The 18394-nt window shown below is 43.5% G+C and carries 13 protein-coding genes; 2 read left to right on the top strand and 11 right to left on the bottom strand.

The annotated features are described in order from the left end of the window. Positions 1–117: 117 nt before the first annotated feature. From DYADSP32_RS25850 to DYADSP32_RS25815, 8 genes are all read right to left on the bottom strand, one after another. Positions 118–2502 (bottom strand): ABC transporter permease, encoded by a 2385-nt coding sequence (locus DYADSP32_RS25850; RefSeq protein ID WP_149240056.1) that lies wholly within the window; start codon positions 2500–2502, stop codon positions 118–120. Between the two features lie 91 nt (positions 2503–2593). Beyond that, a complete protein-coding gene (locus DYADSP32_RS25845) occupies positions 2594–5023 on the bottom strand; it encodes an ABC transporter permease (RefSeq protein ID WP_149240057.1) in 2430 nt (809 codons plus the stop codon). 105 nt (positions 5024–5128) lie between these two features. Next, positions 5129–6043 carry an IS3 family transposase gene (locus DYADSP32_RS25840; protein WP_149240058.1) on the bottom strand — a complete coding sequence of 305 codons (915 nt, stop codon included), beginning with the start codon at positions 6041–6043 and terminating at the stop codon, positions 5129–5131. Between the two features lie 11 nt (positions 6044–6054). Beyond that, complete coding sequence (locus DYADSP32_RS25835) at positions 6055–6447, bottom strand: transposase (RefSeq protein WP_149239641.1); 393 nt, start codon at positions 6445–6447, stop codon at positions 6055–6057. Positions 6448–6522: 75 nt separating this feature from the next. Next, positions 6523–8940: an ABC transporter permease gene (locus DYADSP32_RS25830; RefSeq protein ID WP_149240059.1), complete on the bottom strand. Its 2418-nt coding sequence runs from the start codon at positions 8938–8940 to the stop codon at positions 6523–6525. A gap of 143 nt (positions 8941–9083) precedes the next feature. Next, on the bottom strand, positions 9084–11474 hold the full coding sequence (locus tag DYADSP32_RS25825; RefSeq protein WP_149240060.1) for an ABC transporter permease: 2391 nt from the start codon (positions 11472–11474) through the stop codon (positions 9084–9086). Between the two features lie 134 nt (positions 11475–11608). Further along, positions 11609–12184, bottom strand: a complete 576-nt coding sequence (locus DYADSP32_RS25820; RefSeq protein ID WP_149240061.1) for a hypothetical protein — start codon at positions 12182–12184, stop codon at positions 11609–11611. Positions 12185–12362: 178 nt separating this feature from the next. Continuing rightward, positions 12363–13040, bottom strand: a complete 678-nt coding sequence (locus tag DYADSP32_RS25815; protein ID WP_149240062.1) for an ABC transporter ATP-binding protein — start codon at positions 13038–13040, stop codon at positions 12363–12365. Positions 13041–13130: 90 nt separating this feature from the next. Here DYADSP32_RS25815 and DYADSP32_RS25810 point away from each other — a divergent pair, with 90 nt between their 5' ends. Further along, positions 13131–13490 carry a four helix bundle protein gene (locus DYADSP32_RS25810; protein WP_149240063.1) on the top strand — a complete coding sequence of 120 codons (360 nt, stop codon included), beginning with the start codon at positions 13131–13133 and terminating at the stop codon, positions 13488–13490. A 123-nt stretch (positions 13491–13613) separates the two neighbouring features. Here the strand turns inward: DYADSP32_RS25810 and DYADSP32_RS25805 are convergent, their stop codons facing one another. Then, positions 13614–14858: an efflux RND transporter periplasmic adaptor subunit gene (locus DYADSP32_RS25805; protein WP_149244665.1), complete on the bottom strand. Its 1245-nt coding sequence runs from the start codon at positions 14856–14858 to the stop codon at positions 13614–13616. 413 nt (positions 14859–15271) lie between these two features. Between DYADSP32_RS25805 and DYADSP32_RS25800 the strand changes: the two genes are divergently transcribed. Next, complete coding sequence (locus DYADSP32_RS25800) at positions 15272–16654, top strand: sigma-54-dependent transcriptional regulator (protein WP_149244666.1); 1383 nt, start codon at positions 15272–15274, stop codon at positions 16652–16654. A gap of 5 nt (positions 16655–16659) precedes the next feature. Here DYADSP32_RS25800 and DYADSP32_RS25795 read toward each other — a convergent pair whose 3' ends face one another. Both DYADSP32_RS25795 and DYADSP32_RS25790 read right to left on the bottom strand, forming a co-directional pair. Further along, positions 16660–17577 (bottom strand): LEA type 2 family protein, encoded by a 918-nt coding sequence (locus DYADSP32_RS25795; protein ID WP_149240064.1) that lies wholly within the window; start codon positions 17575–17577, stop codon positions 16660–16662. A gap of 232 nt (positions 17578–17809) precedes the next feature. After that, a complete protein-coding gene (locus tag DYADSP32_RS25790; RefSeq protein WP_149240065.1) occupies positions 17810–18310 on the bottom strand; it encodes a pyridoxamine 5'-phosphate oxidase family protein in 501 nt (166 codons plus the stop codon). Positions 18311–18394 lie beyond the last annotated feature (84 nt).

Here is an 18394-nt window from a genome sequence, read left to right as displayed (position 1 = left end):
TTAGTTAAGTCCTATCGTTTGGTGATAATACTGGATTAGGGCTTTTTGTTGATCACTAGCAAAAGAAAAATTATCACCTGTTTTGGTTGAAAACTGAATAAAGCTCAAAGCCAAGAGCTATTCGCTCCTCAAACTTTTCACCGGATCGAGCATCGCCGTTTTAATACTCTGAAAACCAACCGTAACTATCGCCACGGTGATGGCCAGCAGCGCTGAAATGGCGAAGTACCACCAGGATATTTCTATTCGATAGGGGAAGTCTTGTAACCAGATACTTACTGTGTAATAGGATATTGGCAAAGCGATTACAACAGCTACTAAAACCAATTTCACAAAATCCGTTGAAAGTAAAGTCGCTATACTTGCCACCGAAGCACCCAATACTTTACGCACGCCAATTTCCTTCACTCTCGTTTCTGCATTAAAAGTTGCCAACCCAAATAATCCAATGCAGGAAACAAAAATCGACAACATCGCAGCAAGCGTAATCATCTGTTTCCACTTCGCTTCGGATTCATAGCGTTTCAGGTTTGACTCATCTTCAAACCTGTATTCAAATGGTAAAAAAGGAATGTGCTTGCGAAAGATCTCCCCCACCTTTTTTATAGTTTGGGGAACGTTGCTGCCACTCAGTTTCAAATAAATTGTCCCCAGTCTGTAATTCGGATCCTGTGTGAGAAGTAAAGGTTTGATTTCTTCTTTCAAAGAAGCGAAATGGTAATCCCTGATCACACCTACGACCGTCATTTTCTTTTGTTTCCAGGTAAAATCAATCTCCTTGCCAATCGCATCTTTCCAGCCTGCCTCTTTTACAAATGCTTCGTTCACGACCACCGAATTTTCAGGATCGGATGGGAAACTTTTTGAAAAATTACGCCCCTGAAGTACCGGAATTTCAAGCGTATTCAGAAAATGATCATCAACGCCAATGTATCCAAAACCGATTTCCTTCTCGCCAATTTTGGCACCGGTTCCGTTGTAATTACCGTTAAACGCCGCCACTTTTTCGATTCCGGCAATGCCATTTAAATCCTGGATAATACTTTCCCTAGCCTTTTCACCAGAACCGCCACGCCCCAAACTAAAAGACATCAGACCTTCATCATTGTAACCCAAATCCTTATTGGTCAAATACCTGAACTGCGAATAAATAACAATAGTACCAATGACCAGACAAACCGATAAAGCAAACTGAAAAACCACAAGTCCTTTTGTTAGGTAATTTTTCTGTGTCAGTTTGGTTCGGTTGTAAAGTGTTTGTGCCGGACTGAAACCAGACAAAACCAATGCAGGATAAAAGCCTGCAATGAGCCCGGTTAATAAAAACAAAGCGATGTAGCCCGAAATGAGTTTTAAATCGAGCAGATAAGAAAGCGATAATTCTTTGTTTGCCAAATCGTTGAAAGTCGGCAAAACGACCTGACTTAACAAAACGGCGAACGCAAATGCGATAAAAGAAAGCAGAAATGATTCCCCCAAAAACTGGATTGTAAGCTGTTTGCGTTGGCTTCCGACTACTTTACGAATTCCAATTTCCTTTCCTCGCTTCAAAGATCTTGCTACCGTCAGGTTCACAAAGTTGATGCAAGCAATCAGCAGGATAAAAATGGCAATTCCTGAAAGAATGTAGGAATAAATGGGGTTGCTGCCATGCGCAAGTCCGTTCCGCAGATCGCCCGATTCGGCATCCAGATGAATTTCAAGAAAGGGTTGCAGAAAGAAATAGATTTTTTGCTTAAAATCCTTGATTTTGCTAATCTCGACGGCTGATTTACTGGAAAAAACCTTGTCCAATTTTCCGGATACGGCATGATAATCTGCCTTATCATTCAACAAAACAAAGGTATTCATGTAAAAGCCAAGCCACTCCGTATCAGTCCAGCCTCTTGCTTCCTGAAACTTAAAGGGCAGCACGGCCTTGAACTGAATGGATGAATTTTGGGGGCATTTTTTGGCTACACCGGAAACAAGAAAGTTCTCAAAGTTATCTCCGATTTTCAGCGCAATAGTTTTACCAGCAGCGTTTTTTGTGTCAAAATACTTTTCTGCCAGCTCCTCTGTCAATACAATCGAATGAATGTCTGACAAAACGGTTGCAGGATCACCGGATAATAATGGCATGGAGAACACCGTGAAGAAATTATCGTCAGCAAAAAGGACTTCTTCGTTGATCAGATCATTCCCTTTTTTGATAACAAACGAACTACTTTGCGCACGGATCACTTCTTTAATTTCTGGAATCTCCTCCTTGAAAGTTGGACCGTGAATTGCATTGGTGCTGTTAATGGCCTTTGATCCATCCTGATCGGTCATCGTCACATTGATTCTATACAGATGATCCTTGTGCTCCTGAAACCGATCAAAACTTACTTCGTCCTTGGTGTACAACACAATCAGCATACAGCAGGTAAGCCCCAGTGATAACCCGGCAATGTTGATAACCGAGAAAACCTTGTTTCTGGTTAAGTTGCGGAAGGCGATTTTGAAGTAGTTTTTTAACATAGCTAACAATTAGGATAAAGGGAGAATGGAGGAAGGATGAAGGAACCGGAAGCCACCCTTCTTTCGTCCATCCTCCTTCCTCCCCCATTTTTTATTCACTTCTCAAACTTTTCACCGGATTCATCAAAGCCGCTTTGACACTTTGGAAACTTACAGTCAGCAGGGCGATTACAACTGACAGCAAACCTGCCGCACCGAACATCCACCACGAAATATCGATGTGGTATGCAAAATCCTGAAGCCAGGTATTCATGGCAAACCATGCGATGGGGCTACCAAAAAGAATCGCGATCAGTACCAGCTTTATAAATTCTTTGGACAAAAGCCCTACGATGCTACTAACACTTGCTCCCAGAACTTTACGTACACCAATTTCCTTGGTACGTCTTTCTGCTGTGTAAGCCGATAACCCGAAAAGTCCAAGGCAACCTATGATGATCGAAATAACAGCGAAGGTGATAAAGATCTGTCCAACACGTTCTTCACCCCGATACTGTTTGTCAAAATCCTGATCCATAAACTGATAATTGAAAGGTTGCCCTGGGGCCATACGTTTCCAGAGGCTTTCAATTTGACTGATTGTTTTTGCATGGTCACCGCCTTTCAATCTTACAGCCACCAATCCATAACTTGGACGCAACACCAGGCTCAAAGCACCAATATTCTGTCGAAGTGACTCGAAGTGAAAATTTTTCACAACCCCAAGAATGGTATACGTCTGCCTTTCATTGCCATGCGGATCCTCCATACTGAATATTTTCTTGCCGATTGGGTCTGGGAAGCCAAGAATCTTAGCGGCGGTTTCATTGATAATAATACCGGAAGAATCGGTAGGGAAATTTTCCTGAAAAGCGCGCCCGGTTTTCATTTCCAGATTCAACGTTTTTACAAAATCCAAATCTACCGACCACTTTTGCATACTTACTCCTTTATCCTGCTGCAGCTGCCCCTCAGGAAACATCGAATTGTCTGACCTGGACGATGGCGTTGGGAGGAAACTGGTAATGGTTGCGTTTTCAACATTGGGCAAGTTCGAAACATGCTCTTTGAAAGCACGCGACTGCCTGTCGAGGGCGTAAGCGTTCTTCACGATCAGCACCTGTTCTTTATTGAAGCCTAATTTTTTAGTCTGAATGTAATTCAATTGCTTGTAAATCACCCCCGTACCCACGAGGAGCATTATGGAAATCATAAACTGAAACACGACCAGGGCATTGCGTAGGTAACTGCCCTTTCCTTCTATCTCGACGGCTCCTTTCAATACTTTCAAAGGCTGGAAAGCGGAAAGAAAAAATGCTGGATAGCTACCCGCCAGCATCCCAACTATGATGCCGGTGATGATGGCAATGCACCAAAAAATGGCGCTCTGGTAAGGAAAGGCTATTTCCTTACTTGCAAGATTATTAAAGACTGGCAACGCGATTATGGCCAATGCAATCGCCAGAATGAGCGAAATGAAACTTAGCATAACAGCCTCGGTCAAAAACTGATTTACAAGTGATGACCTTTCAGACCCCAGAGCTTTGCGAACCCCCACTTCTTTGGCCCGGTTGGCGGAGCGAGCGGTGGACAGATTCATAAAATTGACGCAAGCAATCAGAAGCAGAAAAATTGCAACAATACCAAAAATGTAAACATATTGAATACTGCTGTTGTTGCTGATTTCCGCTGTACGGTCCGAGCGAAGGTGAATGGCCGTCACCGGCATCAGCGTGTATTTGATAAAACTACCCGACTTTTTCAGTTCTTGCAGCGAAGCACCCATGACACTCTGAACCCATTTACCAGTATACTTTTCAATCACAACGTCGAAATTCTTTTCAAAAGTTGCTGCATTTACTCCCTCACGAAGAAGCAGATAGGTGATGAAATTATGACTTCCCCAATTATCCTCACGACTGTATTTATTGGTACTCATCGACAACAGCATATTCAATGAACTCATGTGGGAGTGCGAGGGGATGTTTTCCATTACAGCAGTTACCGTATAAGTCTGGTTATTGTCCAGAAGTAAAGTTTTGCCAATTGCATTTTCCTTACCAAAATACTTTTCAACATCACGTTCTGAGATGACCATCGTGTTCGGCTCGGTCAGAATCCGTTTGCTATCACCGGCAACAATTGGGATTTTAAAAACATTAAAAAAAGTGGAATCAGCATACGCTACCAATGACTCCTGCAAATTTTCAGTGGCACCTGTACGACGCACCAGATAACTTCCATCTTCCCTCAGTCTTGTAACTGCTTCCAGTTGGGGATAATCTTTCAGCATTGTAAATGCCATAGGGTCCGGTGCAACGGCCAACTTCATTTCAGCACCACCGAACCGGATATCTGAATTGATGCGATAAATCCTGTCTGCGTTGCTGAACGACCTGTCATAGCTGAGCTCGTCGATCACGTAAAGTGTAATCAACAGGCAACTTGCCATACCAAGTGCCAGGCCGAATACGTTGAGAAACGTGTAGAATTTTTGTTTACGCAAATTGCGCCAGGCGATTTTAAGATAGTTTTTAAACATGAGTTTTAGATTTGGGAGGAAGGATGAAATGGAGGAAGGATGAAGGGGCGTAATTCTGTGATTGCCTAGTATAGGTTGCCTTCAGTTTAAAATTATGAATAAAGTTTAAAATTGAATTATACATTGATCTGGATTGTGATTTTTAGATTCTGATGCAGTCCAGATTTTGAGTTTAGGCCTTTCAGAGTCTTTACGTTCTTTGATTTTTTGTTCAAACGCGATCGGTGTAGCACCGTCTAGGGCTGAATGCGGTTTTTGGTTGTTATAAGTCTCAACAGCTCGTTTAACTTCTGTTTTTAGCATTTGAAAGCTTGTAATATTCCAATGAATCAGATACTGATTTTTGATGGTTCCGTTGACCCGTTCTATATGCGCGTTTTCATAGACAATGTTGCACATGCTGATACGAATTTTGTGCTCTTTCAGTAGATCAGTGTAGACGTCGCTGATGTATTGTCCCCCCCGATCCGAGTGGTGTATCAGTTTGTGCTCATAGCTGTGTAAACCCCTTATAGTCAGAGCCATTTTCAGAGCGGCGACATTGTTTGCAGCTCTCATGTTATCTGCAACAGAATAACCGACAATCAATCTGGAATACACATCCATGATTAAAACAATATAACAGTCTTTATTGTCGACTTTAAAGTACGTTAAATCGCTAGTCCACAGTTGATTAATATTATCAAGCTCTTTATCTACCAGCAGGTTCTGGTAACGGCTGTATGGACTGGAAAAGGTTGTTCGGGTTTTGTTCCGAAACACTTTCACCCTGAATCCATAGTAAATGCCGATACTGATGAAAGCATCTCTGCCAATACCTTCGGGCTGACAAAGTTCATAGATAGTTCGAATACCCATAGCTGGGTGAATCTCGCGTACCTGCATGATCAGCCCTAATACCAGCTCTTCCTGGTTTTGCCAGTGAATCTCTCGCTGCAAGGACTTATAGTGCCCTTGCTTACTGATCTGGCAATGAGTATACAAGCCGCTCATCGAATACATGTGGTTACTTAAATTCATACGAAAGTGCTCTAAGGTCCAGGATTGAAACTTTTTTTTAGATCGACATCCAGTTCCTTAGAGGCGATCTCAATGAGCTTATCCTGATAATCGATAATCATTTGTTTTTGACCAATTGCACGTTCCAATTCAGCAATTTTACCCTGCAACTCAACAAGTTTAACAGCTTCGCTATCTTTTTGTACAACCATGATAGTTCCCTTTTTGTGATCAGGAGAATATTTATAAATCCATTTGTATACGGTATTCTGGCTTACTGACCACAATTTAGAAAAAGACAGAATGCTGATCTCACCAGCCGAAATTTGCGCTACCTTTTCGCGTTTGAACTCTTCACTAAACACACGATATGGACGAATATTCAGTTTTGTACTTTTTTTAGTTTTTAATTTCGAATTGCTCATGTTAAAATTACCGTTTAAGGGCAACCTATGTTAGGCAATCACATTCATCCTCCTTTCTCCTTTCTCCTTTCTCCATTATTCCGTTTTCAAAGATTTCACCGGATTCATCAACGCTGCTTTAATTGCCTGAAAACTAACCGTAAGTAACGCAATCGCCACCACAACCAGCCCAGTCAGTCCAAACATCCACCATTGGATCTCTATCCTGTACGCAAAGCCCTCAAGCCACTTGTTCATGGCCCACCAGGCGATGGGTGAGGCTATGAGTACGGCTATGGCTACCAATTTCACAAAATCTCCGGATAGCAAAGCAACAATCCCTGTTACCGAAGCGCCCAATACTTTCCGGATGCCTATTTCTTTGGTTCTTTGTTCGGCGGTGTAAGTAGCCAAGCCCAAGAGTCCAAGGCAGGCGATAAGAATTGCCAAAACGGAAAATGTGGTGAAAATCTTTCTGAATCTAAAATCCGACTGATATTGGCGGTTAAAATCATCATCCAGAAAGCTGTACAAGAAGGGTCTGTGTGGTATCAGTTTTTTCCAGACCCGCTCCACCTGAGCAACGGTTTCAGGAAAATTTTCGGATTTTATCTTTAAGGATAAATACCTGCTGGCATCTGGTTCCAGGGGTAAAGTCAAAGGTTCTATATTTTGGTGAAGGGAGATATAGTTAAAATCCTTGACCACCCCTATCACTTCACCTTTCCTGCCCCATTGATCAAATTTTTTCCCAATGATATCCTCCGGATTGGCATAACCATATTGCCTGGCCGCAGCCTCATTAATCACAAGCGCTTCTTTAAGATCCGAAGGAAAATCTCTGGAATACGTCCTTCCTGCCACAAGTTCCAGTCCATAGTGGGTAATGAAATCAGTTCCCACCTGAAATACAGGCTGGACTTTCCATTTCATTTCTCCATCAGCTTCCTGGATGCCTGTACCCGCATTAGGAAAGTAACTTCCCGGAACACTACGGGAGAAAGCTGCGGAAATTATGCTTGGATTGGCCTCCATTTCAGCTTTCAAGGTCTCCATTTTCCCATTCACTGTCTCATCGTAGTTGTAATCCAGTATAAGCATGCGTTCTTTATCAAAGCCCAAATCGCCGTCCAGTAAATGTCCTGTTTGAAAGTAAACAATCATTGTTCCCGCAATAAGCGCAATGGAAAGGCTAAACTGGAAAACCACCAGTCCCTTTCTGAGGTTTACTCCCCTGCCATCCGACTTATTGGTTCCTTTCAGAATGTTGATGGGATTAAAACCCGACAAAATCAATGCAGGATACGAACCTGCCAGGATGCCGATTACCAACATAACAACAAGGAATAATGGAACTGTCTGCCAGTTGACAAAGTTTTGGATCAACAATTCTTTTCCGGTGAGGCTGGTCATTACCGGCAACGCCACGACAATAAAGATAATTGAAGCGCAGGCTGCCAGAAAAACAATAATCATCGACTCGCCCAGAAACTGAAAAATCAGACTTCCCCTGTCTGCCCCTATTGATTTCCTGATGCCAACCTCTTTTGCCCTTTCCAAGGATCTGGCAGTGGAGAGATTCATGAAATTAATGATGGCAATAACCAAAATGAACAAGCCAATCATCGAAAAAACATAAATATTGGTTAAGCTTCCCGTCTCTCCTGGCTGCCTTGCTGCCGTTGTTTTCAGATAAATATCATTCAGTGGCTCTATGGCAATCGTATATTTTGAGTTGTCATCGGCCCTTCTTCTTTTAATAAAACTCGATATCTTCTGATCAAACGCAGCCTTTTCAAACCCCTTTCGTACAAGGAAATAAGTATAAAAATCGACATACCCCCAATTCGTAAACAGGTCGGGTTGTGACTTCTTAAAGGTACTCATCGAAAGAAGTGCATTGAACCTGAAATGGGAGTTGAGCGGAAGGTCCTGAATAATGCCAGTTACGGTGTAGATCCCGGCATCGGACCGTCCAGCCGACGCACTACCCACCAGGGACTTGCCCATCGGGTTCTCGTTACCGAAATATTTCCTGGCAGTACTTTCCGTCAAAATGATACTGAATGGTGCTGCTAAGGCAGTCTTTGCATTGCCCTGAACCAGCTTCCAGCTGAAAACATCAAAGACAGTGGAATCCATAAAGAATACCCCCTCTTCCTGGTAGACTCTATCTCCATTTTTCAGCAATACGTCTGACCGCCCGGAAAACTGAACTACCTTCTCAATCTCCGGAAAATCCAGTTTCAGCGCAGCTCCCACAGGCGCATTGCCCCAGACCCAAAAAGGTTCAGCTCCGGCACCTTCACCTTCTGGAGCGCTGGAACCATGGATGACCCGGAATATCCTGTCCCCTTTTTCATGGTAGCTATCGTAAGAAAGTTCATTCCGGACAAACAAAACAATAAGGACGCAACAGGCAATCCCAACACCGAGTCCTGTGATATTGATGAATGAATAAACTTTCTGTTTACGCAAATTTCGCCAGGCGATTTTTAGATAGTTTTTGAGCATTTTGAGCTGTTAGCGACTAGCTATTAGCTAAGTCGTACTTAAAAAGATTTCTGATATGTTAAAAACTTAGACATTTGTTGAGATGTTATCTTTGACAGATATTACTTGTCCGTCAAATGACGCTAAGAGCCATTAGCTAAAGGCTATTCCCTTTTCAGTGTTTTCACCGGATTCATCAACGCCGCTTTGACACTTTGAAAGCTGATGGTACAAATGGCGATGGCAATTGCCGCCGTCCCAGCCACTACAAAGACCCACCATTCGACTGTAATCCTGTAAGGAAATTGCTGTAACCACTTATGCATTACATACCAGGCAACAGGGGTGGCAGCCACGATTGAAAATATGATCAGTTTGAGAAAATCGCCTGACAAAAGCATCACAATGCTTTTCACCGAACCTCCCAGAACCTTGCGTACGCCAATCTCCTTGGTTCGCTGATGCGCTGTGAAAGTGGTCAGTCCATACAGACCCAGGCAGGATATAAAGATCGCGATGCCAGAAAATGTCAGGAACAAGCTCCCTTTTCTTTCATCAGACTCATATTGTTTTGCGAAGGTTTGATCCAAAAACTGATACTCAAACGGCTGGCCGGGAACAACCTCATTGTAGGTTTCCTTCAGCAATGCCAGTGTTGCCGAAATATTTTGAGGCGAAATGCGTACGACTAGATTATCTCCCGAAAACCTGGTCCTTACCAGTACCAACGGTTCTATCTGGTCGTGAAGGGACCGCAGGTGGAAGTCTTTTACAACGCCAGTAATGGGTATATTCTTCCCGTTAATTTCCACTAGCCCGACGGTCCGATCCTTCCATTTCAATCGTTTGAGCATGGCTTCATTGACAATCACTTCTTGAACAGAATCAGCAACCATGTTTTGATTGAAATTCCGGCCATCTTTGAGGTTGACCTGTAACACCTCCAAAAAGTCGTGATCCACCCTAAAGTATTCGGAGCTTACAGCTTCCTCTTTTCCATTTACAAAAAAGAAAAAAGTCGACTTATTGTTCATGCCTTCTCCTACAGAGCCGTCAATCAAACTCACACTGTTGATGGCGCTGTTTTGGAGCAATTTGTTTTTTAGTGATTCAGCCGCCTTTTGAACTGCAGGAGATTTGAGCGGGATGGTTAAAACCTGTTCTGTATTGAAGCCAAGTTCCGTATCTTCCATATACCGAAGCTGACGATACACGACGATTGTGCCCACAATCATCATCATAGAAATCGAAAACTGTACAACAACCAGCGATTTCCTGAGCAAAGCTCCTTTCCCGGCATTGGCAACGGCGCCCTTTAATACAACCACCGGGTTAAAACCAGATAAGATAAAAGCCGGATAAATACCACTGACCAACCCCAGAATCAACGCAAATACAGCCAGAACAATGGTTGTCTGTATGTCAAATACATCAAACTTTAATGCCTTGTCCGTAATTGAATTGAAAAAGGGCAGCACGGCATAGACCAATAACATGCTGATGAATAAAGATAAATACGTCGAAAGCATTGACTCGGATAAAAACTGCCCGATGAGCTGCATTTTAGGAGAACCGATTGCTTTACGGATACCTATCTCCCTGGCTCGTCCGGCAGATCGGGCCGTGGCAAGATTGATATAATTCACGATCGCAATCAGCAGTATAAACAATCCGATGATCGAGAATGTATAAACGTAGCTCAAATTACTGCCATTCTCTTCACCCATTAAATGTGTGGACCGAAGATGTATATCGGCAAGTGGTTGAAATGTGATGTCAAACGTAGCGTTGGTTTCGCCATTATCACCAAGTGCTTTGGCAATATACTTCTTGTAGAATGCACCCATCTTATGCTCCAGCCTTTTTACATCGGCTGCCTGATTCAGCATAACGTAAACCGAGGAATTGAAGCTATCCCAGGAGTCGGGTTTTACTCCACTGACTTGCAGATTGGTATACGGCAGAATCGCGTCAAACTTCAAATGATGATTGGGCGGCACGTTGCTGATAATCCCAGAGACCGTGAAAGGTATATTGTCCTTCACGGTAACGACTTTACCCAGTAATCCGGTCGTTTTTCCAAAGAGACTCAGGGCAAGCTTCTGGGTTAGCACCACAGCATAAGGATTCCGCAATGCCGATTCTGGCGTTCCCTCACTGAAGGTGTAGTCAAAAAAGCTGAACAGGCTCGAATCGGCACAAATTGACTCTTTTACATACAGCGCCTTATCCCCTACCCGAAATAAGTTTTCACCGACCGATTTAATTCTGAGCATATTTTTAACCTCAGGATACTCCTGCCTGAGTGCGGGCCCCATGGGAGGAGAACCGTGACCAAGTCTAAACTCATTGTCTGCCCACTTGATATGCACATTCACCCTGAAGATCACATCAGCGTTTTTGTGGTACCTATCAAAACTTAGTTCATCGCGAACATACAATGTCAACAAAATCGCACAGACCATTCCGCACGCCAGGCCAAACAGCGTTATCACACTGTAAGTTTTGTTTCGGATCAGGTTCCGCCACGCAATTTTTATGTAGTTTTTTAGCATAGCTGTTAGCGACTAGCTTATGGCTGCCCGCTTTTTAAGTGCCAGCAGGTTTTGGGACAAACTGCTATTTAACGGTAAATCAAGCTTATTGCTTACGTAGATAAAGCGAGCGGCTTGGCTCCTTAACGATTTGCCTAAATCGCCGGCAGCTCAATCTCCTGTTCAAAGTCTTGTATAAATTTCTCCCGTTCGGACTCAGATTTTTCACTGGCATCGGTTGATTTTTCAAAAATGAATTCCTCCTTGCATCTGGTAAAACTGTAGCGCAAATGAAGGAAACTGTTTTCATCGAGCCAGACCTCCTTAATCAACGGGTTCTTTTCTGAGCTGGCGTGGTCATGACTACCGGTTGTTTCGAAAGGTGGTGATGGTTCCAGGTTATGAGAACTATTTGCAACAATGCCCTTCGAATGGTACTCCTTTAACGGAAGAGTTGGGGGCACAGGAGCGAGCAGAGCAACAGGTTGTTCGATTTTTGCGACGCCAAGAGAATCCAGGACGCGGTCGGTAAGTGCTTCCCGATCCGATTTAGTCAGCCCTTCCACTGTGAAGGTCCGATCATAATCAACGAACTTTCCATTAACATGACCAATAACACGAATAGACAGATTTCTCCCATTGTCGTCAACACTCCTGCTCAGGTTCACTTTTTCCTGCGCCAAAGCCAGCGATGTAACACTAGCCAAAATCAAGGTGAAGATTTTCCTCATAGCTGTTTCATTTCTCCAATTTTGTTCAGAAATTTTTCACCGGATTGATTGTCCTCAGACCGTCCTGTGTGTGCCTATCATTTTCGCCTGCTGTCTTCTCGTTTGAGCAGGGCAAACGAGAGGCAGGAATTAACGGATAAATGTCACCAAGGACCAACAGCCCTTTGCAAACGGTTTTCTACACGTGAATTTTTTCAGTCACAATCTTGCCATCGAATAGATTAACAATGCGGTGCGCAAAACCTGCATCGTATGGTGAGTGCGTTACCATCAGGATGGTGGTACCTGCATTGTTCAGCTGGCTCAATAAATTCATTACTTCTTCCCCATTTTTGGAGTCCAGGTTACCTGTTGGCTCATCGGCCAGGATCGTTTTAGGATTGGCAACCACCGCACGTGCAATAGCCGTACGCTGCTGCTGCCCACCCGAAAGTTGTTGTGGAAAGTGATTCCGGCGGTGCATCATATTCATACGCGTCAAGGCAGCTTCCACCTTTTCCTTTCTTTCTGCCGGAGGGGTTTTCAGGTAAAGCAAGGGTAGCTCCACGTTTTCATAAACCGTTAGCTCGTCGATCAGGTTAAAACTTTGGAAAACAAACCCGATATTACCTTTCCGGATCTGGGCCCGTTGCCTTTCCGACATTTTCCCTACCTCTGTTCCATAGAACTCGTAAGATCCTTCACTTGGGTTATCCAGTAGTCCGAGGATGTTAAGCAAAGTGGATTTCCCACAACCGGACGGTCCCATGATGGCTACAAACTCGCCATCCTTTATTTCCATGTCAATGCCATTGAGGGCAGTAGTCTCAACTTCCTCCGTAGAGAAAATCTTGTGCATGCTGGTGATTTTAATCATTTTAAAAAATTTTGGGAGGAAAGGGAGGAAGGAAGAATGGAGGACTTTTGCGTATATTCCCTTTTCTTTTCCAACCAATCATCATGTATTATGTCAAAAGTTGAACGATTTGAAGATTTAAAAGTTTGGCAAGACGGGCTCTCATTGTCCATTCAAATTTACAAAACCTTTGTCGAATGCCGTGATTACGGCTTGCGAGATCAAATTTGTAGAGCCTCTGTTTCTATACCTTCTAATATTGCCGAGGGATTTGAGCGTCATTCTAATAAAGATTTTATAAGGTTTTTAAGAATTGCAAAAGGATCATCAGCTGAACTACGAACACAAATTTATATTTCAATGGGAATTGGATTAATATCATCTGAAAAAGCAACCAACCTCATTTCTGTCAGTCAACACATCTCAGCTATGCTCCAGAATTTAATCAAAACACGAGAGACTAAATTCTAGAATAATTTCTCAAATTAGGAGGAAGTTATCAACGTTTTCCTTCCTCTATCTCGTGTTCTGAAGCGATTACTCTGGATTGGGCCATATTCTGCATCCTCCCCTTCCTCCTTCCTCCCATTTTTCCTAAAATTCAAGAACCTCATTATCCCCAAAGTTCTCATACGAACTTGTGATTACCTTTTCTCCGGGTTTAAGGCCTTCCAGTACTTCGAAATATTCAGGATTTTTGCGACCAAGGGTAATTTTGCGTTTTGTAGCACGCTTGCCATCTTCCCCCAATACATACACCCAGTTGCCGCCGGTTTCTGAGAAAAATCCACCCACCGCAAGCAGGGTGGCTTGCGACGGTTGTCCCAACTGTAAACGTATCGGAGCCGACTGGCCTCTTTTGATCAATTCAGGTGCTTTCTCGAACTCCATATCCACCTCAAAACGACCACTCTTAACTTCCGGATAAATCTTGATGATTTTCAAGGCATATTCCTTTCCGTTAAAGTCCATTGATCCCTGCAGACCGGCAAATATCCTGGAAATATAGTGTTCATCCACACTTACCCGCATTTTAAAACCGTTCAGGTCGTCGATCTGCCCGATATTTTGCCCCTGACTAATGTTGGATCCTACTTCAACGTTCATAGATGAGAGTAATCCGGTCACAGGTGCTTTCACGGAAAGGTTCTCAAGGGTTTGCTTCCAGAGATTTACGTTCTTTTGCGTACTCGCCAGTGTTCCTTCCAGCTGACTGATCTGCATTTTGGCATTTTCTTCCTGATACTTTTGCGACTCAATTTCAATTTCCCGTTGTTTTACCAACCTTTCGTAGTCGCGTTTGGTTTTCAGATAGTCTGCATCGGGTATCACCTTGTCTTTATAAAGCTTGGAATTACGGTCGTGCGCATCTTTGGCCTGGTCAATCTGAAAATCAAGTTCACTTAAAGCCTTTTGAAGATTAAATCGGGCAATTCTTAACCCCTGGCGAGTATTTTGAAGATCATTTACCAACCTACTGGCCTCCGTTTCAGATTGAAGGAAACTCAGTTTGAGGTTTTGGTTTTCCAGTTTGAGGAGCACGTCACCCTGCTTAACCATGTTACCGCCTTCAATCAGTTTTTCGGTTACATATCCCCCAACAATCGCATCAAGCTGAATGGTTTTTAATGGTTGGACAACACCGGTTACCACAATAAATTCATCGAATTTACCCTGGCTCACAGTGGAAACGGTAAGCTTTTCCTCGTCCACATTCAGTTTACTCCGATTGTCGGCCAGAAAAAACTGGTAGATCAGAAAACTTGCCAGGAGCACGCTGCCGGCAATAATCGATATCCGGCGGCTGTTCCAGAATTTCTTAGGTTTAATTTTGTCCATGTTCGATGAGCCTCCGGTAAAACCGTTACTGCTGCTCGATGTGTTAGGTGTCCTGACTTCCATTATATAACTGGTATTTTAACCTCGCATTCTAAACGCTTACCTATTCTATCCAATCACTATGCCACAACGCCGCGCAGTACACAACAAATTGAAAATCATTCAATTGAAAATATTTCAAGCGAATCACATTGTTCATTATCGGACATTTCTGTGCAGCAACGGACAACTGTTTTAATTGTTCACTTTCAATCAAACAAAACCGCGTGCGCAGGTTAATGAAAAAGACGAATTTATTCAATACCATAAAAATCAGGAAGAACACCACAAAAAGATTACTTTTGGGACAAATTCAAAGCCATGTAGAGCGAACGCAAAATCAGGTTCGTCGAAAAATATTTAATCTGGGATCCATGCAACTTTCCGAAGCCAAAATTCTGATCATTGACGATGACGTTGATGTACTTAGTGCAGCAAAACTTTTGTTGAAGCGCCATGCCAAACTGGTTGACATTGAAAAAAACCCACAAAAGCTGCCATTTTTGGTTACCAATGGGGATTATCATCTGATACTGCTGGACATGAATTTTACCCGGGACGTAAACAGCGGCAGAGAAGGGTTTCACTGGCTTGACAGGATTCTTGACATTAATCCCTCGACAAGGGTTATCATGATTACAGCATACGGCGATATAGAAATGGCCATTCGGGCAATCAAATCCGGGGCAACGGACTTTGTGCTGAAACCATGGGAAAATGACCGGTTACTGACTACCATACAGGCAGCACTCGACTCCGACCAGAACACACCACTAGCCAGCCCATCCGCTCCTGCCAGCGAAAGCAAAGGAAAGGATGATGGTAAAAAAAGCAAATCGTCCGGTGATACCATCATTGCCACGAGCGACTCCATGCAGCAGGTATTGCATACGGCCGAACGTGTAGCGGCAACGGACGCCAATGTATTAATTTTGGGTGAAAACGGAACGGGAAAGACCCAGCTTGCCCGCCACGTACATCAACATTCCAGGAGAGCCGACAAGCCTTTTGTAACCGTAGACCTTGGTGCACTGAGTGATTCCCTCTTTGAAAGCGAGCTGTTCGGGCATGTCAAAGGAGCTTTTACGGATGCTAAAGACGACCGGGCCGGGCGTTTTGAGGAAGCCAAGGGCGGCACCATCTTTTTGGACGAAATAGGAAACCTTTCTCTCCCTTTACAGGCCAAACTACTCACTGTAATCCAGGAAAGGAAGGTGACCAGAGTGGGCTCTAACAAGCCCATCTCACTGGACGTCAGGCTGATCTGCGCCACGAATATGAATATTGAGAAAATGGTGGTCGAGAAAGTATTTCGCCAGGATCTGCTTTACAGGATCAACACCATTGAACTGGATCTGCCACCATTGCGCGAACGTCCTGAGGACATCGCTTCTCTGGCGGATTTCTACCTGAAACAATACGCCAAAAAATACAATAGACCGGTTGCCGATGTCAGCAGTGCCCTGATCAAAAAAATGCAGCAATACAACTGGCCCGGGAACATTCGGGAATTGCAGCACGCAATAGAAAGAGCCGTTATTTTGTCCCAGGAAAAAACGCTGATGCCCGACGATCTTTTCCTCAAAAGTTCGGGAGGACAGCCTACAACCGCCACCGGGTTCGACCTGGAAGACATGGAAAAGACTCTGATTGTCAAAGCCTTGAAACGGTTCAACGGAAATATTACGGATGCAGCCAGGGAGCTTGGGTTAAGCAGGGCCGCACTTTATCGCAGGATGGAAAAGTATGGATTATAAGCGGATCACTTACTTAAATTTTTCTTCACCTTATCCAAATCTTTAAGCTCCCCATCTACAATAATGTTGATATCGGAATCCTTGAAAACATCATTTTCTGACACCAACTGACTTTTGAAATAGAGTGTAAATGGGAGTGATTTTCCCTTGCCAATCAATTGACCGGTAGCCTTGATTAGTTTCCCCATATCTATACTCAACGGGATTTCGAATAGTTCAGAGCCTTTGGCAGGGACTTTTGTCAAACTCTTGACGCTCCCGTCTGCCAGTCGTTTTTGCTTTCCCAAGTCAACGGCATAGGCAGGATCCTTAAATTGAATCCCAAACGGATTCTTGTTGGTAAATTTCAGCTTTATTACTATTTCTGACTTACCTAGTCCAAACTTTTCAAGATCATATCCTACAATTTCAACCTTTGGCAACTGATAAAGTGGAAGTCTCTTGTCCATCGAAAGTCTGATGGTATCTTTTCCCAGCAATGGTTTTTGTAAATGAAACAGTCCCTCAAAATGATAGTCGGCACTGTCCTCGCCCTGCGCAGCTTCACTTTTCCCCTCAGCTGCTAATTTCTTAATATTCAGCTGACTTGGCAATGCTACCATTGTGCTGTCACCACCTTTAATCAGAAGCGGCTTTGTGTAGTCATTTTCAATGATCGTCACCCCGTTCATTTGAACGAAATAGTTAAAATCCTTCACATCCAACTCCAACGGAAGCGGATTATGCACAAGCAGATCCAACCGCAGATCTACCGTACTATCCGTGATATTACTGATCCGGCCAAATCCCATTTCAACTTTAGGCAACAAACCCGACACAGGATTTTCATTTTCTTTCTTATATTTCAAAAACCACAAAACACCTGCTATCAGGAGTACGATGACAATCGGTATGATGATCTTGGATGGTCTTGAAAGCGGCATAATGTTCCAGGTTGAACGAATTGATTTGGATAAGATTCTATTTCAGCAGATGTATGTCAAAACGTATACCGATGCGTATTTGAGTACTATTTTCCTCGTTAAGCCATAGCCCAACCGGAACTTGTAGATTAAAGTCTTCGTAAAAACATACCTCATTACAGTTTTAGGCATAGAGGTGCACCAAAAAGGACATGGCTCCTAAGGTGGGGAGCCATGCAAACTTATTAGATTATCATCCCAGGTCGAGCGTACCGTGCTCTCCCCCGTCCGGAGTGGAACCGGTAATTGCCGCTTTGACCATAGAGAAAAAGACCACCATCTTCGAAGATCCGCTATCCCAGTAAGAAGCTTCCCGGGTCGCTACCCGAATCATTAGTAAATCAGGATCGTCCTTTCCTCCCTGAAACCACGCTTTGGCCATTGGATTCCACAGTTCCTCTTTTTTCCTTTCGTCTTCCACCTCCTCTGCGGTACCGGATACCGACAAATATGAACTTTTACCTGGATCGGCATAAATCAGGGTTACATTGCCTGGTGTTAAATTCTGGCCGGTGGAATTATCCTGCTTGCTTGCAAAAAACCAGATATTCCCATCCGAATCAATGTCTTGAGCTGTCATTGGCTTCGATAGGATTTGCCCGTTTTGAATTGTGGTATACATACAAAAGCGGATATCACCTGCAAGTGCCTTCAACTTATCTATTGCCTCCTGGGCATGAAAGTCATTTTCCATAATAATTTTGATTTTGTGAATTACTGGTCATTCCTAAATAACTGTTCCATCAGCCTCATCACCTCACACCGCGCGAGCTACATA

Source organism: Dyadobacter sp. 32 (assembly GCF_902506755.1).
Lineage (GTDB): Bacteria > Bacteroidota > Bacteroidia > Cytophagales > Spirosomataceae > Dyadobacter.
Note: the sequence above shows the minus strand (reverse complement) of the source record. Positions and strands in the feature narration are given on the sequence as shown.

Excerpts from the sequence above, each read along its gene's own strand:
- DYADSP32_RS25850 (WP_149240056.1), bottom strand. The coding sequence starts at position 2,502 with ATGTTAAAAAACTACTTCAAAATCGCCTTCCGCAACTTAACCAGAAAC.
- DYADSP32_RS25845 (WP_149240057.1), bottom strand. The coding sequence starts at position 5,023 with ATGTTTAAAAACTATCTTAAAATCGCCTGGCGCAATTTGCGTAAACAA.
- DYADSP32_RS25840 (WP_149240058.1), bottom strand. The coding sequence starts at position 6,043 with ATGAATTTAAGTAACCACATGTATTCGATGAGCGGCTTGTATACTCAT.
- DYADSP32_RS25835 (WP_149239641.1), bottom strand. The coding sequence starts at position 6,447 with ATGAGCAATTCGAAATTAAAAACTAAAAAAAGTACAAAACTGAATATT.
- DYADSP32_RS25830 (WP_149240059.1), bottom strand. The coding sequence starts at position 8,940 with ATGCTCAAAAACTATCTAAAAATCGCCTGGCGAAATTTGCGTAAACAG.
- DYADSP32_RS25825 (WP_149240060.1), bottom strand. The coding sequence starts at position 11,474 with ATGCTAAAAAACTACATAAAAATTGCGTGGCGGAACCTGATCCGAAAC.
- DYADSP32_RS25820 (WP_149240061.1), bottom strand. The coding sequence starts at position 12,184 with ATGAGGAAAATCTTCACCTTGATTTTGGCTAGTGTTACATCGCTGGCT.
- DYADSP32_RS25815 (WP_149240062.1), bottom strand. The coding sequence starts at position 13,040 with ATGATTAAAATCACCAGCATGCACAAGATTTTCTCTACGGAGGAAGTT.
- DYADSP32_RS25810 (WP_149240063.1), top strand. The coding sequence starts at position 13,131 with ATGTCAAAAGTTGAACGATTTGAAGATTTAAAAGTTTGGCAAGACGGG.
- DYADSP32_RS25805 (WP_149244665.1), bottom strand. The coding sequence starts at position 14,858 with ATGGACAAAATTAAACCTAAGAAATTCTGGAACAGCCGCCGGATATCG.
- DYADSP32_RS25800 (WP_149244666.1), top strand. The coding sequence starts at position 15,272 with ATGCAACTTTCCGAAGCCAAAATTCTGATCATTGACGATGACGTTGAT.
- DYADSP32_RS25795 (WP_149240064.1), bottom strand. The coding sequence starts at position 17,577 with ATGCCGCTTTCAAGACCATCCAAGATCATCATACCGATTGTCATCGTA.
- DYADSP32_RS25790 (WP_149240065.1), bottom strand. The coding sequence starts at position 18,310 with ATGGAAAATGACTTTCATGCCCAGGAGGCAATAGATAAGTTGAAGGCA.